Below are 23,460 nucleotides of genomic sequence, written 5' to 3' on the forward strand. Positions count from 1 at the left end.
CCGGAACTCAGTACTTCTTCCAGGGACTGACGGTGTCGGTCGGCCTGGTCGGGTCGTGGAACCGCGGCTTGTCCAGCTCGTCGCGGCGCAGCGGCACCATGCCGTCCGTGATCGCCTGCATGATCTTGGCGTGCGCGCGGACCCCGGCGCCCGGCCGCTCCGGCTCGACCTCCGACAGGTCCACCGGGTCACCGAAATGCACCTTGAACCGGGGACGCCGCATGGGCGCGCTCAGCCCGGACTTGGCGAGCGGCACCAGGTCGGCGGGGCCGTTGACGGTCTCCGTCCCCCAGAAGACGGCTTCGTGCGCGCCCCACTGGCTGATCGGGATCACCGGCACCCCGGCCGCCAGCGCGAGCCGCGCGGCGCCGGTCTTGCCGCGCTCCGGCCACAGGCCGGGATCGTGACTGATCCGGCCCTCGGGGTAGACGATGAGCGGGTCGCGCGTGGTGCGCAGGGCCTCGGCCGCCTCGGCGAACTGGCCGATGGCCGTCGAGGCCTCCTTGCGGTCGACCCGCAGGTGACCGCTGACCCGCAGCGCCGGGCCGATGACCGGCGCGTCGAGGATGCCGCCCGCCAGCATGAACCGCGGGTTGATACCGATCCGTTTGCAGGCCGCCATCAGCACGAACGCGTCGAACACGCCGATGTGGTTGGCCGTCATGAGCAAGGGCTTCCGGCGCAGTTCCGCGGGCACACCGCCGGTCACGGTGAGTTTGCCGACGAAGTTGACCAGCCCCCGGTCGATGTTCAGCATCGTGCGCCAGATCGCTGGGGCGCGGCGAGCCGAATTCTCATCCTGATGCAGCGCGAACATGGGGCAGAGCATGTCATGAGCCCCCTTTCACCCGGATGGCCGCTCAAGCTGTGACCTGAGACGAATGTTCCGGATGTGCCCCGAGTGGCAGCCGGGGCTGGAGGGTCGAGGCGGTTACCGTGGTGGCATGGCTAGCGGGTCGACGACCAGAAAGCGGAGTACGGCGCGAAGCGGCGGCAGCAAGGGGCCGGCGCGAAAGCCGCGTACCCCGGCGAAGCCCAGGTCAACGGCGGCGAGGAAGCCCGCGCCACGGCGTCCGGCGGCCAGGAAGAAGTCTTCCGGCACGTTCGCCAAAGGCGTGCGCGGCACCTGGAACCTGCTCGCGAAGGGACTGGGAACCCTCGCGAGGACGGTCGGCCGCAGCCGTGAACTCGAACCCGAACACCGCCGCGACGGGCTCGCGCTGGGCCTGATCGCGCTGGCGCTGGTGATCGCGTTCGGTGTCTGGTGGCGGGCCGCGGGCCCGATCGGCGGCTGGGTGGAGGTCGGCGCCCGTTCGCTCCTCGGTGCGGGGGCGGTGACGCTGCCGCTGGTGCTCACCGTGGTCGCCGTCGCGCTGATGCGCTCGGAACCGGTGCCGGAGGCCCGGCCGCGGATGGTCATCGGCACGCTGCTGGTCGTGCTGTCCGTGCTCGGCCTGCTGCACATCTTCACCGCGCTGCCCGAGAGCAACGACGGCCGGATGTACGCCGGTGGGGTGATCGGCGCGTTCTCCGGCGGCCTGCTGACGATGGGGGTCACCACCTGGGTCGCCGTGCCGCTGCTGGTGCTGGTGCTGCTGTTCGGCACGCTCGTGTTCACCGGGACCCCGGTCCGGGAGATCCCGCATCGCTTGCGCAACTGGGGTCTCGACCCCGAAGAGATCGAAGAGGCCGAAGCCGAGCGCAAGGCCATCCACGACGAACGCGACGCCGTCACCGAAGCCGACCCGAAGTCGGTCCGCCTGCGGAAGCCGTCGCGGCGGCGCCAGGGCGCCGGTGACAACGCGGGCGAGCAGCTCGACATCGAAGCCGCGCTGGCCGAACCGCCGACGCCGATGCGCCCGCCGAAACCCGCCCCGCAGAGTTCATCCAAAAACGCCGTCGAAGAGAAGAAGCCGAAGAAGGCCGAGCCGCCGATGGCGGTCACCAGGACCGTCGAGGGCGACTACAAGCTCCCGCCGCCGGACCTGCTGAAGCTCGGCGACGCGCCGAAGTCCCGCAGCAAGGCCAACGACGCCATGATCGAGGCGATCACCGGCGTGCTGGACCAGTTCAACGTCGACGCGCAGGTCACCGGCTTCACGCGGGGCCCGACGGTCACCCGGTACGAGGTCGAACTCGGCCCCGGCGTGAAGGTCGAGAAGATCACCGCGCTGACCAAGAACATCGCCTACGCGGTGGCGACCGACAACGTCCGGCTGCTGGCACCGATCCCCGGCAAATCCGCGGTCGGCATCGAAGTGCCGAACTCCGACCGCGAAATGGTGCGCCTCGGCGACGTGCTGCGCGCGCCGTCGACGGTCAAGGACAACCACCCGATGGTCATCGGGCTCGGCAAGGACATCGAAGGCCATTTCGTCACCGCGAACCTGACCAAGATGCCGCACCTCCTGGTGGCGGGATCCACCGGTTCCGGTAAGTCGAGCTTCGTGAACTCGATGCTGGTGTCGCTGCTCGCGCGGGCGACGCCGGACGAGTGCCGGATGATCCTGATCGACCCGAAGATGGTCGAGCTGACCCCGTACGAGGGCATCCCGCACCTGATCACGCCCATCATCACCCAGCCGAAGAAGGCCGCCGCGGCGCTGGCCTGGCTGGTGGAGGAGATGGAGCAGCGGTATCAGGACATGCAGGTCAACAAGGTCCGGCACATCGACGACTACAACAAGAAGGTGCGCTCGGGCGAGATCACCGCGCCGCCCGGCAGCGAGCGCGTCTACGCGCCGTACCCGTACATCATGGCGATCGTCGACGAGCTCGCCGACCTGATGATGACCGCCCCGCGCGACGTCGAGGACGCGATCGTCCGGATCACCCAGAAGGCACGTGCGGCCGGTATCCACCTGGTCCTGGCGACCCAGCGCCCGTCGGTCGACGTCGTGACCGGCCTGATCAAGACCAACGTGCCTTCGCGGCTGGCGTTCGCGACGTCCTCGCTCACCGACTCGCGAGTCATCCTCGACCAGCCGGGCGCGGAGAAGCTCATCGGTATGGGTGACGCGCTGTACCTGCCGATGGGCGCCGGGAAACCGGTCCGCATCCAGGGCGCCTTCGTCGGCGACGAAGAGATCGCGTCCGTCGTCAACTTCGCGAAGGAGCAGGCGCAGCCGGACTACCAGGACGGCGTCACCGCGGCGAAGGCTGGCGAGAAGAAGGAGATCGACTCCGACATCGGCGACGACCTCGATGTCCTCCTGCAGGCCGCCGAGCTGATCGTCACCTCGCAGTTCGGCTCGACGTCGATGCTGCAGCGGAAGCTGCGCGTCGGGTTCGCCAAGGCCGGGCGCCTGATGGACCTGCTGGAAAGCCGGGGTGTCGTCGGTCCCTCGGAGGGCTCGAAGGCGCGGGACGTGCTGATCAAGCCGGAGGAGCTGGAGTCGGTGCTGTTCATGATCCGCGGCGGCGGGGACGCGAACGGCGGGGACGTCTCCGACGACGACTGAGCCGGGCCTGGGGTTCTGACTTCCGTCCCGAGGCGTGCAATGAAAGGCCCGTTACTGGCAAAATTTGCCAGTAACGGGCCTTTCATTGCACGGGGGGAGGACGACTTGAGGGACCGATGCAACGGACCGGCGGCTCCGTTACGTCCCTAGCCCGTGGACCCCAAGAAGCTGCTCGTCGTGCTCTGCGCCTTGGTCGGCCTCGCGTGCGGGGCAGGCAGCTCCGCCGCGCGCGAACAACCCGCGGCCGTCCAGCCCACGCTGGTCCAGCCCGCGCCGGCGCACCAGCAGCCTCAACCTGCTCCCAAGCCTCAAGAGAAGCCGCAGGGCACCGTGGAGCTGGGGGAAACCGTCGTCCTCAAGGCCGGTGACACGACCGAGGTCGCGTCGAAGGACGTCAGCATCCGCTTCGCGCGGCTGGTGTCCGATTCCCGCTGCGCCGAGGGCATGGTCTGCGTCTGGGAAGGGGAGGCCGTGGTCGAACTGACCCTCGCCGAACCCGGACGCGGTGAGCGGACGACGGCGGAGGTCGCCTCCACCGCACGCGGTGGCAGGCAGTCCGTCGAGTTCGCCGCCTGCCGGGTGGACCTGGTCGCCGTGAGCTCGGGGGGCGACCAGGTCACCCTGCGGGTGTCCAAGGCTTAGAGCGCGTCGCCCCAGCCGTCGAGATACGCGACGTCCGACAGCGGCACGCGCGACGCGGGCTTGAAGTCCGGCACTGTCGTGTAGGTGACCGGCAGCGGCCCGAGGCCGCGCGAGCGCAGCGCCGGCTGGAAGTTCCACACCGCCGGGAAGATCCCGCCGTAGAAGGCGGCGTCGGTCGCGTTGTCGCCGCTCGGCCTGCCGGTCAGGGATGACGTACACCGGCACCCTGTCGATCACGTCGATCAGGTTTGAGGCGGACCGACCGTGTCGTGCTGAGCAGGTGGTCGGTGACCGAGGTGTCCCTGTGCCGCCTTTCAGTGATGCGCCGTCAGGAAGCGGTCGATCAGCTCGCTGATCGGTTCGACGTCCTCCACCAGCGCGAAATGCCCGGTGTCGAAGAAATGGACCTCCGCCGAGGGAACATCGTTCCGGAAGGCCTCGGCTCCCGCCGGGACGAAGAACGGGTCGTTGCGGCCCCACACGGCGAGCACGGGGGGCTGGGCTTCCCGCAGCCACGCCTGGAACTTCGGGTACGCGGGAGGGTTGTTCCGGTAGTCCCAGAACAGGTCGAGCATCGCTTCCGCGCGGCCAGGACGCTCGAGGAAGTACTGGTCCAGCAGGTAGTTCGCGGGATCGATGGTCTCCGGATCGCGGGCGCCGGTGTACTGGTACTCGATCTGCGCCGGTTCGAGGTTCTTCGCGAATTCGCGCTTCGCCTCGGTTTCGTCGGTAAGGGTCGCGAAGTCCGGCATCGCGGGCCCGAGCCCTTCGACGTAGGCGTTGCCGTTCTGCGTGATCAGCGCCGTGACCGCGGACGGCCGCGAGACGGCCAGCCGCAGGCCCGCCGGAGCCCCGAAATCGAAGACGTAGAGCGCGTAGCGGCGCAGCTCCAGCGCGTCGGTGAACTCGCCGAGCACTTCCGCGAGCCGGTCGAAGGTGAACGTGAACCCTTCGGGGGTCACGGTCCGGCCGAAGCCGGGCAGATCCGGCGCGATGAGCCGCCATTTCCCGGCGAGCCGTCGCATCAGCCGGACGAACTGGTGCGACGACGTCGGGAAGCCGTGCAGCAGGAGCAAGACGGGCGCGTCGGGATCGCCCGCCTCGCGGTAGAAGACCTCGACGTCGCCGAGCTGGACCGAACGGTGCCGGATGGTCGTCATGAACACTCCCTAATGGTTAGAACTGTTTTTAACCATTAGCACCTGATATTGTCAAGGCATGCTCGATCTGGACTCGCTTCCCGGTGACGATCTCGCGGTGAACCTCGCCGACACCGTCTTGCTGGCCACCTCGCCGTCGATCGATCTGCTCGACGACGGCCACGCCCGGTTCTGGTCGGCGCAGGCGCCGCGGCTGCCCGAGGGTGCTCGGCCGCCGTCGGCCGAGCAGACGAGACGGCTGCGGTCGGCGGTGCGTGAGCTGCTGGAAGCGGCCGTGGCCGCGCGGGAGCCCGAGGCGTGGGCGGTCGAGCGGATCAACGCGGCCGCGGCGGCGGTCCCGGCGAGCCCGCGGCTCACCGCTCGGGGCGCCGAGACGATCTGGCACGGCGAGGACGGCGGCGAGATCGCACTCGCCGCCGTCGCGGTGGCCGCGATCGACCTCGTGTCGGGGCCGCGCGCCGCCCAGCTGCGGCGATGCGGCGCGCACGACTGCTCGATGCTGTTCGTGGCGGCCAACAGCAGGCGGGTGTGGTGCACGCCGTCGCTGTGCGGCAACCGGGTCCGGGTCGCCCGCCACGCGAAGAAGGGCTGAAGGGGCCCATCCCCGCATGCGATGCGGGGAAAGCGCCCTTCGCCGCGTCCTATGCGGGGAAAGTCCCCTTCAGCTAAAGCTCCAGCAGCATCCGGCTGTTGCCCAAAGTGTTCGGCTTCACGTACGGCAGGTCCAGGAACTCCGCGACGCCCGGATCGGCCGAGCGCCGCATCTCCTCGTAGACCTCCTGGGTCACCGGCGTGCCGTCGATCTCGACGAACCCGTGGCCCGCGAAGAAACGGGTCTCGAAGGTCAGCACGAACAATCGCTTCAGCCCGATCTCGCGGGCGAAGTCGATCAGCTGTCCCACCAGCGCGTGCCCGATGCCGCGACCCCGGGTGGCCTTGTCGACCGCGATGGTGCGCAGCTCGCCGATGTCCTCCCACAGCACGTGGAGGGCGCCGCAGCCGAGCACGTCGTCGCCGTCTTCGACCACCCAGAACTCCTGGACGCTCTCGTAGAGGGTGACGAGTTCCTTCTCCAGCAGCACCGTCCCCGCGTCGGAGTCGACCAGTGCCTTGATCTTGCGGACGTCCGCGATCCGCGCCCGGCGAACTTTCGGGCGGCGGTCGAGGGGCGGTTCGAGGGGGTCTGACGGCACATCCACCATTAAGCCATCCTCGACGCGATGGCAGGCCGAAGGCTCGCCCGAGCGAGCGATCGCCGACCCCGAGAGCAGGCCAGCTACCCTAAGGCACGTGCCTTCTCCCACCACTGATCCTGTCGCCACCCGCCGCGTGTCCTTGCTGACCCTCGGTTGCGCCCGCAACGAGGTCGATTCCGAGGAACTCGCCGGACGGCTGGCGGCGGGCGGCTGGGAGCTCGCCGCCGAGCCCGAGGACTCCGACGTCGTGGTCGTCAACACCTGCGGCTTCGTCGAGTCCGCCAAGAAGGATTCGGTCGACACCCTGCTCGCCGCGGCCGACACCGGCAAGAAGGTCGTCGCCGTCGGCTGCATGGCCGAGCGCTACGGCAACGAGCTGGCCGAGAACCTGCCCGAGGCCCACGCGGTCCTGGGCTTCGACCACTACGCCGACCTCGCCGACCGTCTCGACGACGTCGTGGCGGGCCGCAAGGTCGAGTCCCACACGCCTTCCGACCGCCGCAAGCTGCTGCCGATCAGCCCGGTCCAGCGCCCGACGGCCGCCGAGACGGTCGAGGTGCCGGGGCACGCGCAGCACGGCTGGGGCCCGCGCGTGCTGCGGACCCGGCTCGACACCTCCCCGGTGGCCGCGCTGAAGATCGCCTCCGGCTGCGACCGCCGCTGCTCGTTCTGCGCGATCCCGTCGTTCCGTGGCTCCTTCGTCTCCCGGCAGCCGGACGAGATCGTCGCCGAGGCCATGTGGCTCGCGGAGAACGGGGTCAAGGAGGTCTTCCTCGTCTCGGAGAACTCCACCTCCTACGGCAAGGACTTCGGCCGTGACGGCGCCCGCGCGCTGGAACTGCTGGTCCCGCGCCTGGCCGCGGTGCCCGGTATCGAGCGCGTCCGCGTCTCCTACCTGCAGCCCGCCGAGACGCGCCCCGGCCTGGTCAAGGCCATCGCGACCACCCCGGGCGTCGCCGACTACTTCGACCTGTCCTTCCAGCACTCCAGCGAGACCGTGTTGCGCCGCATGCGCCGCTTCGGCTCCACGGACTCGTTCCTCGCGCTGTGCGACCAGATCCGCGAGTACTCGCCCAACGCCGGCATCCGTACGAACGTCATCGTCGGGTTCCCCGGCGAGACCGAAGAGGACGTCGCCGAGCTGGAGCGCTTCCTGAACGGCGCGCGGCTCGACGCGGTGGGCGTCTTCGGCTACTCGGACGAGGACGGCACCGAGGCCGAGACCTTCGACGGCAAACTCGACGAGTCCGTGGTGACCGAGCGGGTCGCGCGGATTTCCGCGCTGGTCGAGGAGCTGACCTCGCAGCGGGCCGAGGACCGCATCGGCGACTTCGTCGACGTCCTGATCGAGCAGGCCGAGGACGGCGAAGACCCGATCGGCCGCGCCGCGCACCAGGCTCCCGAGGTCGACGGTGAATGCGTCCTGATCGAAACGGACGACCTTCCCTCGCTGGCGGTGGGTGACTTCGTGCGCTGTGAGGTCGTCGACTCCGAGGGTGTCGACCTGATCGTGCGGCCCGCGCCGCCCGAGGCCGACCGGTGAATGCCGCCCCGAGCGACGCCGGGGCCGGTGAGGGGACGGGCGGTGAGCATGCCCGGGTGCCCGAGGCCACCCCGGTCCCGACGCTGAACCTGGCGAACCTGCTCACGATGTCGCGGCTGGTGCTCGTGCCGCTGTTCGTGATGGCGCTGTTCACCGGCGACGGGACGGACACCTTCTGGCGGGCGATCGCCACCGCGCTGTTCGCCATCGCGTCGTTCACCGACCAGGTCGACGGCTGGGTCGCGCGCAAGTACGGGCTGATCACCGACTTCGGCAAGATCGCCGACCCGATCGCGGACAAGGCGCTGATCGGCGCCGCGCTGATCGGGCTGAGCGTGCTCGGCGAACTGGGCTGGTGGGTCACCGTCGTCATCGCGATCCGCGAGATCGGCGTGACGCTGCTGCGGTTCTGGGTGATCCGGCACGGCGTCATCCCGGCCAGCCGGGGCGGCAAGGCCAAGACGCTCGCGCAGGTCGCGGCCATCACCGCGTACCTGCTGCCCCTGCCGGTGGCCGCCGAGCCGGTGCGATGGGTGCTGATGGGCCTCGCGCTCGTGCTCACCGTCGTGACCGGCCTCGACTACGTCGTGCGCGCGGTGCGGCTGCGCGCCGCCGGACGGCGCGCAGCGGGCACATGACCGGCACTACGGTTGAGACCTTGATCACTCACCTGATCGAGCGTAAGGAGACGGTGGCGACCGCCGAGTCGCTGACCGCCGGACTGGTGTGCGCGACGCTGACCGAGGTCCCCGGAGCGAGCGCCGTCGTCCGGGGCGGCCTGATCGTCTACGCCACCGACCTCAAGGCTTCGCTCGCCGGGGTCGACGAAGACCTCCTCGCCACCCATGGCGCGGTCCATCCCGAGGTCGCGGCTCAGTTGGCCGTCGGCGCGCGGGACCGCTGCGGCGCGACCTGGGGCCTCGGCCTGACCGGTGTCGCGGGTCCGGCGGGGCAGGACGGCGTCGCGCCCGGCACCGTCCATGTCGGTCTCGCGGGCGTGAGCACGCTCACCGTCCGCACACTGGCCTTGAGCGGCGATCGAGCCTCGGTCAGGGCCGGTGCCGTCAGCGGCGCGTTCGCCCTGCTGGGGGAACATCTCGCATGATCGCCGCGTTCGCCCTTGGCGTATTGCCGTGTCAACACCTGCGCCCGGGGCACCGCACTGGGTAACGTAGGGGGCAGTCAGTCCTGGAAGGGAGGCGCGTGATGACCGTGCTGTTGCGCGAGGCGATCGGCGACCGGCTCCGACACGCCCGCACGAACCAGCGTCGAACGCTGCGGGACATCTCCCGTGCCGCCAGGGTGAGCCTCGGCTACCTGTCCGAGGTCGAGCGTGGGCAGAAGGAGGCGTCCAGCGAGCTGCTGGCGTCCATTTGCGATGCCCTGGACCTTCCGCTGGGCGAGCTCCTGCACAAGGTCGCGGCGGACGTTTCGGCGATCGACAACGTCGAGGTCGCTCCGGTGGACGAGAAGGTCGAGGCGGGCAAGCGGCGTGCTCCGGAGCGCGAGAGCGCCGAAGCGGGCCTCGAAGGCGGCCGCCTGGTATCCGAGTTGATCGGCAACGACCTTGCCGACTTGCGGATCTCGCCGCCGCCGCGGATGAGCCCGGCCCTGCGGACGACCATTTCCGCTCCGAAGATGGTCGCCGCCTAGCAGTCGTGACGTGAGAAGCCCCAGGTATCGCACCTGGGGCTTTTCGCGTTGGCCGACGGCCCCGGTGCTCCAGGGGAGCCGGAAACGGCCCGTTTTCACCCAGGGTCACCACCCGGTGAACCCGAAAGGTCGTGGACATCACAGTCAGGGGTATCCCTGAATTCCGTCGGGGTCGCCTGGAACGCGGGACGCCGACCTGACACGATGGAACTCAACGCCGGGGTCGGGACGTTGCAACATCACAGAGGGGACGCCCCACCTCGAGGTAACAGCCCGTGGGATGCGAGAAGGCAGGCGGAGGAGATGGCCAACCCGTTCGTGAAGTTCTGGAAGTACATGATGGCGGCGTTCTCGTCGAAGATCGACGAGCACGCCGACCCGAAGGTACAGATCCAGCAGGCCATCGAGGAGGCGCAGCGCAATCACCAGGCGCTGACCCAGCAGGCCGCCTCGGTGATCGGTAACCAGCGTCAGCTGGAGATGAAGCTGAACCGCCAGCTCGGCGACGTGGAGAAGCTTCAGGCTTCGACCCGCCAGGCGCTGGTGCTCGCCGACGAGGCGCGCGCCAAGGGCGACGAGCAGAAGGCGACCGAGTTCGAGAACGCGGCGGAGAGCTTCGCCGCGCAGCTCGTCACCGCCGAGCAGAGCATCGAGGACCTGAAGACCCTGCACGACCAGTCGCTTCAGGCTGCGGAGCAGGCGAAGAAGGCCGTCGAGCGCAACGCGACCATGCTGCAGCAGAAGCTGGCCGAGCGCACCAAGCTGCTTTCTCAGCTGGAGCAGGCGAAGATGCAGGAGCAGGTCTCCGCTTCGCTGAACCAGATGAGCCAGCTTGCCGCGCCGGGCAACACCCCGTCCCTGGAAGACGTTCGCGACAAGATCGAGAAGCGCTACACCACCGCGCTCGGCTCGGCCGAACTCGCACAGAACTCCGTACAGGGCCGGATGATGGAGGTCCAGGCCTCCACGACGCAGCTCGCGGGACACTCGCGACTGGAGCAGATCCGCGCGTCCATGAAGGGCGACTCCGTCGCGCAGGTGACCGACGGCAAGACCGCCGCCGCCGCGCCGAAGGCGTCGAGCGGTGCGGACATCCAGCGTGAGATCCAGGCACGGGTTCAGGCCGAACAGGGCAAGAACCCCGCCTGACACACCACCTAGAGCCGGTCCCGCACCCCGCGCGGGTGCGGGACCGGTCTCACCAGACGACAGGGGCGAGGGCAAATGGGCCAGGGCAGGCGCAAGGACTTCGGGGAGTTCACCGCCAAGCTTGAGAAGCACATCGAGAAGCTGCCCGATTACGCCCAGCGCGCGCAGGAGAAGCTGCAGCGCTACATCCCGCCCTCCGAGCAGGGTTCCCGGCCCTCCTCACCGACGGCGTCGCAGCCACCGCGGCCGCCGAAGCCGCGGCCGCAGATGCCGCCGATGCCCGCCATGCCGAAGATCTCGCAGCAGCTGACGTCGATGGCGGCGGGCCAGATCCCGGTCGTGGCCGACGCGAAGGCCAAGTGGGCCCGCTGGAACGAGCCCGCCGCCAAGCTGGAGAGACGCAAGCGCCGGACGTCGCGCGCGATGACCTTCTGGATCCTCCTCACCATCCTTTGTGGACTGTTCGCCGTGGTCGCCGCCACCGGTCTGTTGAAGGCGGGCCAGGCCGACGTCCTCCAGGCCATCGCGGCCAGCGCGTTCACCATCGTCTTCGGCACTTTCAGTGTCCGATCGGGACTGCGGCTGCGCGCGCTCAACCGCACGGTGCTGCCCGCCGCGCCCGCCGCTCCGCCGCCGCTGCCCTCGGCACGGTCCATCGCGCGGGCGCCGATGGAGCGCCTCGTCGAGAGCGAGGCTTCGCTGACGGAGCTGCTTCGCCAGCTTTCGCAGCCGACGTCGCTCGGCACCATGCCGGTGTCGGAGATCGCCGTGGCGGACGCCCGGACCACCGCCACGGAGGCCGCGCAGGCCCTTCGCGGGCTGGCCGGCCGGATCCAGGCCATCGAACGCGGACGTGACTCCGCGCCCGAGCGGGAACGAGGCGCCCTCGACGCCGCCATCACGCAGCTGCGGGATCAGCTCGACGACGGCGTCGATGGCTACGGCGGTCTCGTCGCGGCCGCCGGGCACACCGTCGCCGCGAGCTCGGACGGCATGACGTCGTCCAAGGAATCGCTCTCCGACGCGACGGACAAGCTCGCCGGACTGGCCATGGCCCTGCGCGAGCTTTCCTGAGCCCGCTCAGGCGGGCACACGCCGGTAGTCCTTCAGTTCGATCGCGACCGAGGCCTCCCGGACCTCCTTGGTGATGGCGCGGATCATGGCGTCCTTCCAGGGGAGGTGGCGCAGCATCCGCAGATTCGCGCGCTGCAGCCAGACGCCCGCGCGGGTCTTCGGCGCCAGGTGTTTCGCGGCTCCCAGCGCCAGTTTCTGGTTCAGCTCCACGAAATTCCGCATCCGCTCCGCGTAACGGGCGAACGCCACCGGATGGTCGCCGTCGGCGGCGGCCAGTTCTCCGGCCAGGACGTACGCACCCACCAGGGCGAGACTGGTGCCCTGGCCCGAAAGCGGGGACGCGCCGTAGCCGGCGTCGCCGACCAGCGCCACGCGGCCCGCCGACCAGGAGTCCATGCGGACCTGGGACATCGTGTCGAAGTAGAAGTCGGGCGCATCCGGCATGAAGTCCATCAGCCGGGGCACTTCCCAGCCCATCCCGGCGAAGGTGTCCTTGAGGATCCGCATCTGCCCGTGGGGGTCCCTGTCGCCGAGGCGCGGGTCTTTCGCGGTGAAGAAGAAGACCGCCCTCGCCTCGGTGTCGTCACGCACGCTGGTGATGCTCGCCGTCAGGCCGGGCGCGCTGTGGCCCAGTTGCCAGTGGTCGAGGCCGAGGTGATTGGGGGTGGTGAAGATGGCCAGGTACAGGTCGTCGAGCTGGTGGACGAACCGGGATTCCTCGCCGAAGGCCAGTGCGCGCACCCCTGAGTGCAGTCCGTCCGCCCCGATCACCAGATCGAAGGTGCGCGATCCGGCGCGTTCGAACGTGACCTCGACCCCGACCTCGTCTTGGGTGAGCGCGGTGATCGAGTCGCCGAAGAGGTACTCGACGTCCGATCCGCTCGCCTCGCGAAGGATGCCGCCGAGGTCCTCGCGCAGGATCTCGACGTCTCGGTCGTCGATCACCCCGAAGCCGCCTTCGAGGCTCGCCACCGGCTTGCCCGTCGCGTTGACCAGGGACATCCCCTTGGTGCCGACCTGGGCAGCCCGGACCTGGTCGATGATCCCCATCCGCTCGACGAGGTCGATCGCCACTCCGCGGACGTCCACCGCTTGGCCGCCGCGTCTCGGCGTGGGCGCGCGCTCCACCACCGTGGGGTCGAAGCCGTGCCGCCGCAGCCAGTAGGCCAGCGCGGGGCCGGCGATACCCGCCCCGGAAATCAGGATTCTTCGGTTCCGCATGGTGCCTCCTAGATGGGATACCTTCACTATCCAATATAGGATAGCGGAGGTATCCCACTAAAGGATAGTCCCACTATCCCAACTGCAGGAGAGATCTGTGAAGCTCAAGGAACTGAGTCAGCGCGGGGGTGTGCCCATCCCGACCATCAAGTACTACCTGCGCGAGGGCCTGTTGCCGAAGGGCGATCCGCTCGGTGAGACCAAAGCGGACTACGGGGACCGTCACCTGGACCGATTGCGGATCATCCGCTCCCTGGTCGAGATCGGCGAGGTGCCCATCGCGGTGATCCGGCAGATCCTCGCCGCCGTCGACGACGAGACGGTGCCGGCCACGGTATTGCTCGCGACGGCGCTGAGCGCACTGGGTGCCGGGCCGTCGTCCGACGCCGCCCCGGCGGGCGACCGCACCGGGGCCGAGTCCTTGATCGCCGGGCAGGGCTGGCAAGTGAGTCCCGGGTCCACCGCGCCCGATCAGCTCGCGGCCGCGCTCGGTGCGCTGCGCCTGGTCGGGCTGCCCGCCGACGCCGCGCAGCTCGCCCCGTACACCCGGGCCGCGCTCGAAATGGCCGGGCATCAGCTGCCGTTGTTGCCCGACCCTGCCCGAAGGGAAGAGTTCGCGGCGAGAGCGGTCATCGGAGCGGTCCTTTATGACCGCCTGCTCCTCGCGCTGCTGAGGCTGGCCAAGGAGAACATCTCGATGCGGCGGGATGGCCGCTGAACGGGTGTAAAGTCATCTTCCTGGACAATCGTCTCATTCGTCGTCGCTAATACTCCATTGAGTAACGACTCGCTCACTGTGCGATACCGAAACGCTCGCGTAACCCGAAACCGCTGGTGACGGCCCCTCGCGATGCCTAACGTTTCTCTCATGCACGCAGTGCTTTTCCCAGCTCGGGCCTGAACCCAGCCCGCGTGAGCGGGCGTCCCAGGGTGGTGGACCGGACACAGTGGATCTCGCGCAGTGGTCTTTCTCGTCCCCGCCGAGGAAAGGACGCCCAGTGACGACGCTCCCCCCGGAACCAGAGCCGATCCCCGCCCCTCCTCCCAGCTCCTACCAACGCGTCATCGCGGCCTACGACCGGATCGCCGAGGTCGACCGGCCCGACGTCTGGATCACCCTCCGTCCCCTCGAAGACGCCCTTGTGGACGCGAAGGCTGTCGACGAACGCTTGCGCGCGGGGACGGATCTCCCGCTCGCCGGAACCCTGGTGGCGGTCTCCGACGTCATCGACGTCGCCGGCCTTCCCACGGCGGGGGAAGACGTCTGCTGTGCCGACGCCACTTCCGTTTCCCGGCTGACCGCCGCCGGGGCGGTGGTGATCGGCAAGACCAACTGCGACCGGTTCGGCAGCGATCTCGAGCACACGCACAGCCCGTACGGCGCCGTGAGCGCGGCTCTGAACACCGCCCGGGTCTCCGGGAGCGCGAGCAGCGGCGCGGCCGTCGCGGTTGCGCTCGGCCTGGTCGATCTGGCCGTCGGCACGGACACGGCGGGTGCGGGCCGGGTGCCCGCGTCGCTCAACGGGATCGTCGGGATGAAACCGACGCTGGGCCTCGTGCCCAAGACCGGTGCCCTGCCGTGCGGCGGGATCGCCCTGTTCGCGCGCAGTCTCACGCTGGGCCAGCGCGCGCTCGGACTGATGACCGGCCCCGACGGGATCGACCCGCTCGCCCGTGACTGGCCCCCGGACGTCCGGCTCTCCGCGGGAGACCGGCCGAGAGTGGCGATCCCTGGCTCCGCAACGCTCACCGGTCTCTCGTTGCAGTCCCGGTCCGCCTTCCTCGGTGCGGTTTCGGCGTTGCGGGCGTCCGGGGCCATCGTGGAGACGGTGGAGGTCACGGCACTGTTGTCGGTGGGCGACCTGATCCACGACGACGGCTTCCTCACCGACAGGCAGCGCGTCGCCGAGGCCGGGATGCTCGCGCTCCGGATGCTGTCCGAGTACGACGCCCTGGTCCTCCCGACCGTCGCCGACCATCCCGAGCTGTCCGAGGCGCTGTCCGATCCGGATGGTGTCGCGAAACGGCTGGGACGGTTCACGGCGTTCGTCAACCTGCTCGACCTCGCCGCGGTCACGGTGCCGTCGTCGCCGTCGGATCTCGGGCCGTACGGGGTGTCGGTGGTGGTGCGGCCGTTCGACGACCAGATCGCCATCGATCTCGCCGCCGTGCTCACCGACGAACAGGCCGATTTTCCTTATCCCGCACCGGGCGCGGATCTCGTGGTGTTCGGCGCGCATCTGCGCGGGCAGCCGTTGAACGGGCTTTTGGTGACCGCGGGAGCGCGGTTCACCGGGCCGGTCCAGAGCGCCGAGGGCTATCGGATGGTGCTGCTGCCGACCGAGCCACCCCAGCCGGGAGTGGTACCGGTGAGCGCCGCGGGTGAGCACACCATGCTGTCGGGCGAACGCTGGCGGCTCTCGCCCGCGGCCCTCGGTGCCTTCGCGGCCACGCTGCCCGCTCCGTTCGTCCTCGGCCGTATCCGGCTGGAGAACGGGCAGACACCGCTGGCCGTCCTTTGTGACCAGGCGGCGGCAGCGACGGCGCCAGAGCTGACGCGCTACCAGTGCTGGCGGGCGTACCTGAGGTTCGTCAGTACGGCCGGGCCGCGAGACCTCGGGCGACCCGCTTGACCAGACCGGGACCGTGCAAGGCGAAACCGGTGTAGAGCTGGACGAGACCGGCGCCGGCGTCGAGCATCCGCGCGGCGGCGCCGGCGTCGAAGATGCCGCCGACACCGATGATCGGCAGCTCGCCGCCGGTTTCGTCGTGCACGAACCGCACCACTTCGACCGAGCGCGCGGTGAGCGGGCGGCCGGAAAGCCCGCCCGCCTGCTCGCCGACGGCGGCTTCGGCGGGCGCGATCCCTTCGCGGGACAGCGTCGTGTTGGTCGCGATCAGCCCGGCGACGCCGTGTTCGAGGCAGACCTCCAGCAGTTCCACGAGGGCGTCGTCGGTGAGGTCGGGGGCGACCTTGACCAGCACCGGCGTCGGCGCGGCGGCACCGGCGAGCTCGGCCGAGGTCGTGCGGAGTTCGGAGAGCAGCTCGGCCAGCGCGGACTTGTCCTGCAGCGCCCGCAGTCCCGGCGTGTTGGGCGAGCTGACGTTGATCGCGAAGTAGTCGGCGTACGGGTACAGCGCCCGCAGCGAGAACCGGTAGTCCTCGACGGCTTCGCCGAGCGGCGTCACCTTGGACTTGCCGATGCTGACGCCGAGCGGGACCGGCGGTTTCCCGCTCGCGGCGAGGCGGGCGGCGAGCGCTTCCGCGCCTTCGTTGTTGAAGCCCATCCGGTTGATCACCGCGTCGGTCCCGGCGAGGGTGAACAACCGCGGCCTGTCGTTGCCCGGCTGCGGATGCCGGGTGACCGTGCCGACCTCGACGAAGCCGAAGCCGAGCGCGGGCCAGGCGTGCAGGGCGCGGCCGTTCTTGTCCATCCCGGCGGCGAGGCCGACCCGGTTCGGGAAGCGGAGACCGAGGAAGGTGACCGGATCGTCCGTCCGGTAGACGCGGCCGAGCGCGCCGAGCGCGGGGGAGACCCGGCTCAGCCCGGCGAGCGTGCCGATGGTGCGTTCGTGCACGGTTTCGGGGTCGCCGCCGGAGACCCGGTACAGCGCGGGGCGGACGATCTTGTCGAAGAACACGCGCCCATCATGCCTGGTGAGCTCTAGCGGCTCGCCTTCCAGTCGCCTTCGAGCATCGCGAAGACGAGTTCGTCACACCACTCGCCCTTGACGATCTCGTTCTCGCGCAGATGAGCCTCTTTGTGCATGCCGAGGCGTTCCATCAGGGTGGCGGAAGCGGTGTTGCGGCCATCGCAGCGGCCGATGATGCGGTGCAGTCCGAGGTCTTCGAAGCCGAGCCGGAGCAGTTCGACGGCCGCCTCCGCGGCGTACCCCTTGCCGTGGTGATCGGGGTGGAACACGAAACCGACCTCGCCCTGACGGTGTTCGCTGCTGAGGTACTCGAGGTTCAGATCGCCGATGAGCTGCCCGGTCTCCGTCAGTTCCACGGCCACCGCCAGGAACTGACCCTCCTGCGAGAGGCTGCTGCTGTGCACCCGTTTGGCGAGCGCGGCGGCGGATTCGGCCCGGCTGCGCGGACCCCAGTAGAGGTACCGGGCGACGTCGGCACGGGACTGGAAGGAGTTGAGTTCGTCGAGATCCGCCGGGGTGAAGGCGCGGAGGGTAAGGCGCTGGGTGATGATCGGGAAGTCGGGCCTCAACATGACGTCAGGCTATCCACTCTGCGGGGCCGCCGGGGCGGAACGGCGACGGACGGTTCTCCGGCGCGGCGGGTGGTCCTTCACTGCTGCGCAAAAGGGGGAATAACCCGGAAATGGGGGTACCCCCGAGGTGGCTCCCGGACGCCGGAATCGGCGGCCGGGCCCGAGCCGGACCGGTGCTCGGGAACCTCGGGGGCCCGGTGACTGCCTGGTATTCGCTATCAGGCACCACGCGAAGCAGAGACGACGAGCCGAAGGTGGCTCCAACTTGCGTTGTATCGCTGCTCAAAAGTCCTACGCGTGCCGTCCGCTAGCGGACAGTCACCTCACGAGTCCTGTTGGAATACAACTTTGGACCACCTCCTCTCTCGTGTACCGCCACGCTATGCGAGGGGTTCGAGGTCCTGCAACAAGATTTCGCCGATCTCTGCCAGCAGGACGGTTTTGGCCGCCGGTGCCAGGAAAGACGCCTTCACGGCGTTCTGCGCGAATCGGGCGATTTCGGCCGCGGTCAGGCCCAGTGTTCGGGCGACCGCCAGGTACTCGCCGTCGAGCGTGGCGCCGAACATCGGCGGGTCGTCGGTGTTGAGCGTGACCGTCACGCCGTGGTCGAGCAGCCGTCGCACGGGATGCGCCTCGAGCGACGGGAACTGTCCTGTCCGGATATTCGAGGTCGGGCACACCTCCAGTGGGATTCCTTGCACGACAAGGTATTCCAGGAGTGCCGGATCGGTGTACGCGCCGACGCCGTGGCCGATCCGCTCGGCGCCGAGATCGTGCACCGCCGACCAGACGGTGGCCGGCCCGGTGGTCTCACCCGCGTGCGGGACGCTGTGCAGCCCCGCTTCCCTGGCCGCGGTGAAGAAGGGGGCGAACTGCGCGCGGCCGACGCCGACCTCGGGTCCGCCGAGCCCGAAGGACACCAGGCCCTCGGGGCGTTCGCGGAGCGCGAACACGAGGGTTTCACGCCCGGCGACGACCCCCTTCTCGCCGGGAATGTCGAAGCACCAGGCCAGTTCCACGCCGTGGTCCGCCCGCGCCGCCGCCCGGCCGGTGGCGAGACCGGTGAGGAGATCGTCGCCCGGCATCCCGTCGAGAAGGTGGTTGTACGGCGTCACCGTCACTTCGGCGTAGCGGGCGTTCTGCGCGGCCAGGTCGGCCGCCAGCCCGGTGACGAGCGTGTGGATGTCGCGGGCGTCGCGCACCAGCGACGTCACCGCCAGGTAGTTGCGGAGGAAATGCGGGAAATCGCGGAAGGTGAAGAAGTCCGCGAGTGCTTCGGCGTCCGTCGGCACTCCCGCGGTGGGACGGCGGCGGGCCAGTTCCAGCACCGTGGGCAGGCTCGCCGAACCGACGAGGTGGACGTGGAGTTCGACCTTGGGCAGTGCGTGCACGAACGCGCGCAGCGTCTCACCCGTGAGGAATCCGGACATGACAAAGCTCCCTGGGAAAGAAGTGAAGGGTGACGTGCGAAGGGAGCGGGCGGCTCAGGGAGCGAGGTCGCCGCGTTCGGTGTCGGCCCCGTAGAGCGGGAGCTTGAACAGCGTCACGAAGTCAGCTTAGCCGCCCGGAGCGGGTCCGGTCTGGCATTTCGGGCAGAACCAGGTCGGCCTCGCCTGGTGCCCGGCGCCCTGCGGGGCGACCCGGAGCCGTCCGCCGCAGCGGAAACAGCCCGGTTTGGTCCGCTCGTAGACCCAGTGCTCACGACCGCGGCGCAGCTCACCGGTGGTCGTCTGCGAGGTGCGCCAGGCGTTGGCCTTCAACAGTTTGCGGCCGAGCGCGACGGCCTTCGCCGGGTCGACCGCGGACACCGGCGTCCACGGCGTGACGCCGAGCAGGAAGCACATCTCGACCTTGTACATGTTCCCGATCCCGGCCATGATCCGCTGATCCAGCAGGGCGTCGCCCAGTTCGCGATCCGGGTCCGCGGCCAGCGCGGCCGCCGCCCGTTCCGCGAGCTCGTCCGTCCATTGTGGATCGAGCAGATCCGGGCCGAGATGCCCGACCAGGCGGTGTTCTTCGTCCGTGGGCACGAGTTCGAGGTCGTGGACACGGAAACCGACCGCCTGCACGCCTTCGGTCGCCAAGATGACGCGCGCGTGATGGGCCGGACGGCGCCAGCGCGCACCCGCCGGGGAGACGTCCCACTTGCCGTCCATCCGGAGGTGGCTGTGCAGCGTGAGGTCGCCCGAGAAGCGCGTCAGCAGATGCTTGCCGACCGTGCCGACGCCGAGCACGTCGCGTCCGGCGAGATCCGTCGTGGCCAGCTGAGGGACCCTGAACTCGCCTCGTACGAGGGTCTTCCCTGCCAGTGCCTTGTCGAGGACCTTGCCTGCGAGGAAGACGGTGTCGCCTTCGGGCATCGGCGCTAACCCGTGCCGGTGTCGCTCAGCTTGGCGGGCGCTTCGGTGGTCTCGGGCTCCGGAGCGTCCTCGTCGCCGCGGACGCGATGCCGTCCCGCCCGGCTCGAACGGAGGACCTTCGCCAGCACCATGTTGAAGGTGAGCGCGATCTCCTGGGCTCCGGGGGAGTGCCACTCGTGGATCGGGCTGCACGCGCCCTGCGCCTGCTGCACGGCGAGCCGGTCCGGGATGGCCGTCGGCATCACCAGCGGGCCGAAGTTCTCCCGCAGTTCGGCGACGCGGAACTGGTGCTCGTAGGAGCGCACGCGGAGCTTGTTGACCACGACGCCGATCGGCCGGAGTCCCGGGTTCTGCTCCTCACGGATCTTCTCGATCGCTTCGAGCGCGCGGCGGGCGCCGGAGACGGCGTACATCGTCGGCTCGGTGACGATGAGGGCGCTGTCCGCGGCCACCAGCGCCGAGCGGGTCAGCCTGCCCAGTGACGGCGGGCAGTCGAGGATCACCAGTTCGTAGGGTTCCTCGCGCAGCGGGTTCGTGTGCAGTTCGTCGAGCGCGCGGGAGAGGTTCTCCAGACGGCGGATGTCGGCGTCGGGCTCGTTGAGCATCTCGAGCTCTTCGGCGCCGACGAGGACGTCGATCTGGTCGCTCCACACGCTGGGCGCGATCGCGCGTTCGAGCACCGAGCGCACCGGCGTCTCCAGGACGTCCGCCAGCGTGCGATCGGTGAGGGGCGGGTCCAGCGAGGTGGTGGCGTTGCCTTGCGGGTCGAGGTCGGCCACGAGGGTCCTGGTGCCCCTGCGCAGGGCGGCGGACGCGACACCGAGGGCGACCGTCGTTTTACCGACGCCACCCTTCAGGCTGAGAACAGCGACCGTGTGCACTCGACACAGCCTACGGGCAGTCGGCGGGGTGGCTCCTTGGCAAGGTGTCGAACACCGCATCGGACTACACCCGCAGGTCGCTCAGCGGCGGGCATTACGCTGTGCGTTTATGAAGACGGACACCGTGGCCACGCGGGGATCGGGGGCGGTTCGCCGGGTTCTCGAAGCAGAACTCCGGGCCGCACGCGCGCGAGGCGCACAACAGCCGCACGTCGTCGACGTCGGAGGCGGCAGCGGCGGCTGGGCGGTGCCGCTCGCCTCGGCGGGCTGCCTGGTGACCGTGGTCGAGCCGAACCCCAACGCGCTGGCGACCCTGCGGCGCCGCGCCGAGGAGGAGGGCGTCTCCGGCAGCATCACGGTGATCGCCGACGACTCCGACGCCCTCGGCGCCCACGTCACGGCCGGATCGGCCGACCTCGTACTCGCGCACGGCCTGCTCGAAGTCGTCGACGACCCGGCGGCGGTGCTCGCGGCGCTGGCCACCGCGGTCAAGCCCGGCGGCGCGGTCTCGGTGCTGGTGGCGAACCGCCACGCCGCGATCCTGCAGCGCGCGCTGGCCGGACGGCTCGGCGAGGCGCGGGAACTGCTCGCGGCCGAGAGCGGCGTGCTGGGAGGCGGCCGGGAGACCGTGCTGCGGCGCTTCGACGCCGAGGCCCTCAGCGCGCAGCTGGTCGCGGTGGGGCTCGAGGTGACCTCTCTGCAGGGCGACGGCGTCGTGGCGGACTTCGTGCCCGGCGGGGTGCGGGAAGAGGACCTGGCGGAATTCGAGCTGGCCGCGGCGTCCGTTTCGCCGTTGCGGGACATCTCCAGCCGGCTGCACGTCCTGGCCCGTCGTCCCGCCTGAGAGCTGCTAGGAAAGGCCCGTTACTTGCAAATTTTGCAAGTAACGGGCCTTTCCTGTCACACGGCGGCGGGAACTGTCGGTGGTCCCGGCTAGCGTCCACCCGTGGGACGAAATGCCGAACTGCCTGGTGGGATGAGCCGCTACCGGGTCACCACCGGGGCCACCACCTGGCCGGACGACACCGGATGCGGCTTGCTGCACGTCGACATGGACGCCTTCTTCGTGTCCTGTGAGCTGCGTACGCGCCCGGAGCTGGCGGACAAGCCGGTGGTCGTCTCCGGTGGCGGTCCGAGGTCGGTCGTGGCGGCCGCGAGCTACGTGGCGCGCGAGTTCGGCGTCCGGTCGGCCATGCCGTTCTCGACGGCCAAGCGGCTCTGCCCGCAGTTGATCTGCATCACCCCGACGCCCGGGCTCTACGGCGAGGTGTCCAAGGGCGTCATGGGGATCTTCCGCGAGCTGACGCCACTGGTGGAGCCGTTGAGCCTGGACGAGGCGTTCCTGGACGTCAGCGGAGCGCTCAAACGGCTGGACTCGTCGCCGGCGCGGCTCGGCGCGGTGATCCGGGAGCGGGTCGCCGCCGAGTTCGGGATCAGCTGCTCGGTCGGCGTCGCGAAGATCAAGTTCGTCGCGAAGCTGGCGTCCGGGATGGCGAAACCGGACGGCATGGTCGTCGTCCCGGCGGCCGAGACGCTCGCGTTCCTGCATCCGCTGCCGGTGTCGGCGCTGTGGGGCGTCGGCAAGCGCACCGAGGAGCAGCTGCGGCAGCAGGGCCTCGACACGATCGCCGACCTCGCCGCCGCGCCGCTGTCCAGGCTGAGACGGTCGCTCGGGCGGGCGCTGGGGGATCACCTCTACGCGCTCGCGAACGGGCACGACGAGCGCGAGGTGGTCCCGGAGACGCCGGACAAGTCGATCGGCGCCGAAGTGACCTTCGACGTCGACCTCCACGACCGCTCGGCGCTCGGGCTGGAACTGCTCCGGCTCTCGGAACGCGTCGCGGCCACCCTGCGCCGCCGGGGGCTGCGCGGGCGGACGGTGTCGATCAAGGTCCGGTTCGCGGATTTCAAGACCATCACGCGCGCCAGGACGACCGCCGTCCCGGTGGATGTGGCCCGCGACATCCACCGCACCGCCGTCGAACTCCTCGCCGAGCACGCGCCGTCGGGCGCAGTCCGCCTGATCGGCGTAAGGGTCGAGGGATTGGACACGGAGAGTAGTGGAGAACAGCTACTTTTCGACTCACCCGAACCCCGTTGGCGGGATGCGGAAGTCGCCGCCGACGTCGCGCGGTCGAAGTTCGGCGCCGCGGCGGTGCGGCCCGCGTCACTGCTGACCCCCCGTGACCAGTGACATTGCCTGTTCGGCCGTCCTCCAGAGAGCCGAGTCGGGTGGTTTCGCCCAATTCGATCCCTTCTGGATACGGGATCGGGTAGTCGGACGAGCGCGGGGCTCGTATCCTGGACAGAGACACCCCGCCTGGGGTTGTCTGTTGGGTCCATGACGTTGCGCGGCCCGGCGCCCGCGACAGCTGTGCCGGAGGAGGAAAGATGCCACTCTCCGAGCATGAGCAGCGGCTGCTCGATCAGATCGAGCGCGAGCTCTATGCCGAGGACCCCAAGTTCGCATCCACGGTGCGAGGCACCCGGTTGCGCCGCCCCGCCCGCCGACGGCGTTTGCAGGGCATCGCCCTGTTCGTAGTGGGCGTCGCACTTCTGGTGCTCGGCGTGGTGGTCAACATCCGGGTGGCCGAGATCCCAGTGATCAGCGTGCTCGGGTTCCTCGTGATGTTCTTCGGAGTCATGTTGGCCGTCACGTCGATTCGGCAAGGAGCCGAAGCGGAAGGCGGTAAGGACAGCGCTGGCCAGGGGGCAGGCGGAGGTGGCGGCGGTAAGTCGTCTCCGCGCCGCAGCTCCTTCACCCAGCGCATGGAAGAGCGTTTCCGCCAGCGCTTCGAGGAGCAGTAGCTCTCACATACGCGAACATGCCGACGGGGCCGTGCCCCGTCGGCATGTTCGCGTCTTCATGAGCTGGAGCTGAAGGGGCCCATACC

25 protein-coding genes are annotated in these 23,460 nt (G+C 69.6%); 14 read left to right on the top strand and 11 right to left on the bottom strand.

Going from position 1 to position 23,460, the window contains the following annotated elements:
- Positions 1-7: 7 nt before the first annotated feature.
- Positions 8-817 (bottom strand): lysophospholipid acyltransferase family protein, encoded by an 810-nt coding sequence (locus BKN51_RS03925; RefSeq protein WP_174720390.1) that lies wholly within the window; start codon positions 815-817, stop codon positions 8-10.
- A 114-nt stretch (positions 818-931) separates the two neighbouring features.
- A complete protein-coding gene (locus tag BKN51_RS44095; RefSeq protein ID WP_168214255.1) occupies positions 932-1,126 on the bottom strand; it encodes a hypothetical protein in 195 nt (64 codons plus the stop codon).
- Between BKN51_RS44095 and BKN51_RS03930 the strand changes: the two genes are divergently transcribed.
- Positions 1,116-3,461 (top strand): DNA translocase FtsK, encoded by a 2,346-nt coding sequence (locus BKN51_RS03930; RefSeq protein ID WP_168214256.1) that lies wholly within the window; start codon positions 1,116-1,118, stop codon positions 3,459-3,461. The genes BKN51_RS44095 and BKN51_RS03930 overlap by 11 nt on opposite strands.
- Before the next feature lie 153 nt (positions 3,462-3,614).
- The gene (locus BKN51_RS03935) at positions 3,615-4,103 is read left to right on the top strand and encodes a hypothetical protein (RefSeq protein ID WP_101606317.1); all 489 of its coding nucleotides are present in this window, start codon (positions 3,615-3,617) and stop codon (positions 4,101-4,103) included.
- On the opposite strand, the gene BKN51_RS44890 is transcribed toward BKN51_RS03935, so the two are convergent.
- Together BKN51_RS44890 and BKN51_RS03945 are read right to left on the bottom strand one after the other, a co-directional pair.
- Positions 4,100-4,243, bottom strand: a complete 144-nt coding sequence (locus BKN51_RS44890) for a hypothetical protein (RefSeq protein WP_233224244.1) — start codon at positions 4,241-4,243, stop codon at positions 4,100-4,102. The two genes, BKN51_RS03935 and BKN51_RS44890, sit on opposite strands and share 4 nt — an antisense overlap.
- Before the next feature lie 174 nt (positions 4,244-4,417).
- Entirely contained in the window at positions 4,418-5,263 is an 846-nt protein-coding gene (locus BKN51_RS03945) for an alpha/beta fold hydrolase (RefSeq protein WP_101606318.1), read from the bottom strand.
- Between the two features lie 58 nt (positions 5,264-5,321).
- Between BKN51_RS03945 and BKN51_RS03950 the strand changes: the two genes are divergently transcribed.
- Positions 5,322-5,855, top strand: a complete 534-nt coding sequence (locus BKN51_RS03950) for a CGNR zinc finger domain-containing protein (protein ID WP_101606319.1) — start codon at positions 5,322-5,324, stop codon at positions 5,853-5,855.
- Positions 5,856-5,928: 73 nt separating this feature from the next.
- On the opposite strand, the gene BKN51_RS03955 is transcribed toward BKN51_RS03950, so the two are convergent.
- Positions 5,929-6,465, bottom strand: a complete 537-nt coding sequence (locus BKN51_RS03955; protein ID WP_101606320.1) for an amino-acid N-acetyltransferase — start codon at positions 6,463-6,465, stop codon at positions 5,929-5,931.
- 88 nt (positions 6,466-6,553) lie between these two features.
- On the opposite strand from BKN51_RS03955, the gene rimO reads away from it, so the two are divergent.
- The 6 genes from rimO (at position 6,554) to pspM (ending at position 11,878) form a co-directional block, all read left to right on the top strand.
- The gene (rimO, locus tag BKN51_RS03960) at positions 6,554-8,002 is read left to right on the top strand and encodes a 30S ribosomal protein S12 methylthiotransferase RimO (protein ID WP_101606321.1); all 1,449 of its coding nucleotides are present in this window, start codon (positions 6,554-6,556) and stop codon (positions 8,000-8,002) included.
- The gene (gene pgsA, locus BKN51_RS03965; RefSeq protein WP_101606322.1) at positions 7,999-8,640 is read left to right on the top strand and encodes a CDP-diacylglycerol--glycerol-3-phosphate 3-phosphatidyltransferase; all 642 of its coding nucleotides are present in this window, start codon (positions 7,999-8,001) and stop codon (positions 8,638-8,640) included. Before rimO ends, pgsA begins: the two co-directional genes overlap by 4 nt.
- Positions 8,637-9,107: a CinA family protein gene (locus BKN51_RS03970; protein WP_101606323.1), complete on the top strand. Its 471-nt coding sequence runs from the start codon at positions 8,637-8,639 to the stop codon at positions 9,105-9,107. The genes pgsA and BKN51_RS03970 overlap by 4 nt, the downstream gene beginning before the upstream one ends.
- Before the next feature lie 101 nt (positions 9,108-9,208).
- A complete protein-coding gene (locus BKN51_RS03975) occupies positions 9,209-9,655 on the top strand; it encodes a helix-turn-helix domain-containing protein (RefSeq protein ID WP_168214257.1) in 447 nt (148 codons plus the stop codon).
- 303 nt (positions 9,656-9,958) lie between these two features.
- Positions 9,959-10,804, top strand: a complete 846-nt coding sequence (locus BKN51_RS03980) for a PspA/IM30 family protein (protein WP_044854161.1) — start codon at positions 9,959-9,961, stop codon at positions 10,802-10,804.
- 75 nt (positions 10,805-10,879) lie between these two features.
- Entirely contained in the window at positions 10,880-11,878 is a 999-nt protein-coding gene (gene pspM / locus BKN51_RS03985; protein WP_101606325.1) for a phage shock envelope stress response protein PspM, read from the top strand.
- A gap of 6 nt (positions 11,879-11,884) precedes the next feature.
- Here pspM and BKN51_RS03990 read toward each other — a convergent pair whose 3' ends face one another.
- Positions 11,885-13,099, bottom strand: coding sequence for an FAD-dependent monooxygenase (locus BKN51_RS03990; protein ID WP_101606326.1), 1,215 nt, complete (start codon positions 13,097-13,099; stop codon positions 11,885-11,887).
- Between the two features lie 97 nt (positions 13,100-13,196).
- Here BKN51_RS03990 and BKN51_RS03995 point away from each other — a divergent pair, with 97 nt between their 5' ends.
- Positions 13,197-13,817 (top strand): MerR family transcriptional regulator, encoded by a 621-nt coding sequence (locus BKN51_RS03995; RefSeq protein WP_158255830.1) that lies wholly within the window; start codon positions 13,197-13,199, stop codon positions 13,815-13,817.
- Positions 13,818-14,097: 280 nt separating this feature from the next.
- Positions 14,098-15,732 (top strand): amidase family protein, encoded by a 1,635-nt coding sequence (locus BKN51_RS04000; RefSeq protein WP_101606328.1) that lies wholly within the window; start codon positions 14,098-14,100, stop codon positions 15,730-15,732.
- Here BKN51_RS04000 and BKN51_RS04005 read toward each other — a convergent pair.
- From BKN51_RS04005 to BKN51_RS04025, 5 genes are all read right to left on the bottom strand, one after another.
- Entirely contained in the window at positions 15,692-16,741 is a 1,050-nt protein-coding gene (locus BKN51_RS04005; protein WP_101606329.1) for a quinone-dependent dihydroorotate dehydrogenase, read from the bottom strand. The two genes, BKN51_RS04000 and BKN51_RS04005, sit on opposite strands and share 41 nt — an antisense overlap.
- A 23-nt stretch (positions 16,742-16,764) precedes the next feature.
- Positions 16,765-17,325 (bottom strand): GNAT family N-acetyltransferase, encoded by a 561-nt coding sequence (locus tag BKN51_RS04010; RefSeq protein ID WP_101606330.1) that lies wholly within the window; start codon positions 17,323-17,325, stop codon positions 16,765-16,767.
- Positions 17,326-17,705: 380 nt separating this feature from the next.
- A complete protein-coding gene (add, locus tag BKN51_RS04015; RefSeq protein WP_101606331.1) occupies positions 17,706-18,755 on the bottom strand; it encodes an adenosine deaminase in 1,050 nt (349 codons plus the stop codon).
- 126 nt (positions 18,756-18,881) lie between these two features.
- Positions 18,882-19,685, bottom strand: coding sequence for a DNA-formamidopyrimidine glycosylase family protein (locus BKN51_RS04020; RefSeq protein WP_101606332.1), 804 nt, complete (start codon positions 19,683-19,685; stop codon positions 18,882-18,884).
- 5 nt (positions 19,686-19,690) lie between these two features.
- Entirely contained in the window at positions 19,691-20,566 is an 876-nt protein-coding gene (locus BKN51_RS04025; protein WP_101606333.1) for a ParA family protein, read from the bottom strand.
- Positions 20,567-20,675: 109 nt separating this feature from the next.
- Here BKN51_RS04025 and BKN51_RS04030 point away from each other — a divergent pair, with 109 nt between their 5' ends.
- The 3 genes from BKN51_RS04030 to BKN51_RS04040 all read left to right on the top strand — a co-directional run bounded on the left by BKN51_RS04030 (position 20,676) and on the right by BKN51_RS04040 (position 23,374).
- Positions 20,676-21,410: a methyltransferase domain-containing protein gene (locus tag BKN51_RS04030; RefSeq protein ID WP_101606334.1), complete on the top strand. Its 735-nt coding sequence runs from the start codon at positions 20,676-20,678 to the stop codon at positions 21,408-21,410.
- 132 nt (positions 21,411-21,542) lie between these two features.
- On the top strand, positions 21,543-22,760 hold the full coding sequence (locus BKN51_RS04035; RefSeq protein ID WP_101606335.1) for a DNA polymerase IV: 1,218 nt from the start codon (positions 21,543-21,545) through the stop codon (positions 22,758-22,760).
- Positions 22,761-22,957: 197 nt separating this feature from the next.
- On the top strand, positions 22,958-23,374 hold the full coding sequence (locus BKN51_RS04040; RefSeq protein ID WP_101606336.1) for a DUF3040 domain-containing protein: 417 nt from the start codon (positions 22,958-22,960) through the stop codon (positions 23,372-23,374).
- Positions 23,375-23,460: the final 86 nt, after the last annotated feature.

It is taken from the genome of Amycolatopsis sp. BJA-103 (assembly GCF_002849735.1).
Taxonomy (GTDB): domain Bacteria; phylum Actinomycetota; class Actinomycetes; order Mycobacteriales; family Pseudonocardiaceae; genus Amycolatopsis.

Bases quoted from the DNA above. Each gene is read 5' to 3' on its own strand.
- BKN51_RS03925 (WP_174720390.1), bottom strand. From the start codon at position 817: ATGTTCGCGCTGCATCAGGATGAGAATTCGGCTCGCCGCGCCCCAGCG.
- BKN51_RS03945 (WP_101606318.1), bottom strand. From the start codon at position 5,263: ATGACGACCATCCGGCACCGTTCGGTCCAGCTCGGCGACGTCGAGGTC.
- BKN51_RS03950 (WP_101606319.1), top strand. From the start codon at position 5,322: ATGCTCGATCTGGACTCGCTTCCCGGTGACGATCTCGCGGTGAACCTC.
- BKN51_RS03955 (WP_101606320.1), bottom strand. From the start codon at position 6,465: ATGGTGGATGTGCCGTCAGACCCCCTCGAACCGCCCCTCGACCGCCGC.
- BKN51_RS03970 (WP_101606323.1), top strand. From the start codon at position 8,637: ATGACCGGCACTACGGTTGAGACCTTGATCACTCACCTGATCGAGCGT.
- BKN51_RS03975 (WP_168214257.1), top strand. From the start codon at position 9,209: ATGACCGTGCTGTTGCGCGAGGCGATCGGCGACCGGCTCCGACACGCC.
- BKN51_RS03980 (WP_044854161.1), top strand. From the start codon at position 9,959: ATGGCCAACCCGTTCGTGAAGTTCTGGAAGTACATGATGGCGGCGTTC.
- pspM (WP_101606325.1), top strand. From the start codon at position 10,880: ATGGGCCAGGGCAGGCGCAAGGACTTCGGGGAGTTCACCGCCAAGCTT.
- BKN51_RS03990 (WP_101606326.1), bottom strand. From the start codon at position 13,099: ATGCGGAACCGAAGAATCCTGATTTCCGGGGCGGGTATCGCCGGCCCC.
- BKN51_RS04010 (WP_101606330.1), bottom strand. From the start codon at position 17,325: ATGTTGAGGCCCGACTTCCCGATCATCACCCAGCGCCTTACCCTCCGC.
- add (WP_101606331.1), bottom strand. From the start codon at position 18,755: ATGTCCGGATTCCTCACGGGTGAGACGCTGCGCGCGTTCGTGCACGCA.
- BKN51_RS04020 (WP_101606332.1), bottom strand. From the start codon at position 19,685: ATGCCCGAAGGCGACACCGTCTTCCTCGCAGGCAAGGTCCTCGACAAG.
- BKN51_RS04030 (WP_101606334.1), top strand. From the start codon at position 20,676: ATGAAGACGGACACCGTGGCCACGCGGGGATCGGGGGCGGTTCGCCGG.
- BKN51_RS04035 (WP_101606335.1), top strand. From the start codon at position 21,543: ATGAGCCGCTACCGGGTCACCACCGGGGCCACCACCTGGCCGGACGAC.
- BKN51_RS04040 (WP_101606336.1), top strand. From the start codon at position 22,958: ATGCCACTCTCCGAGCATGAGCAGCGGCTGCTCGATCAGATCGAGCGC.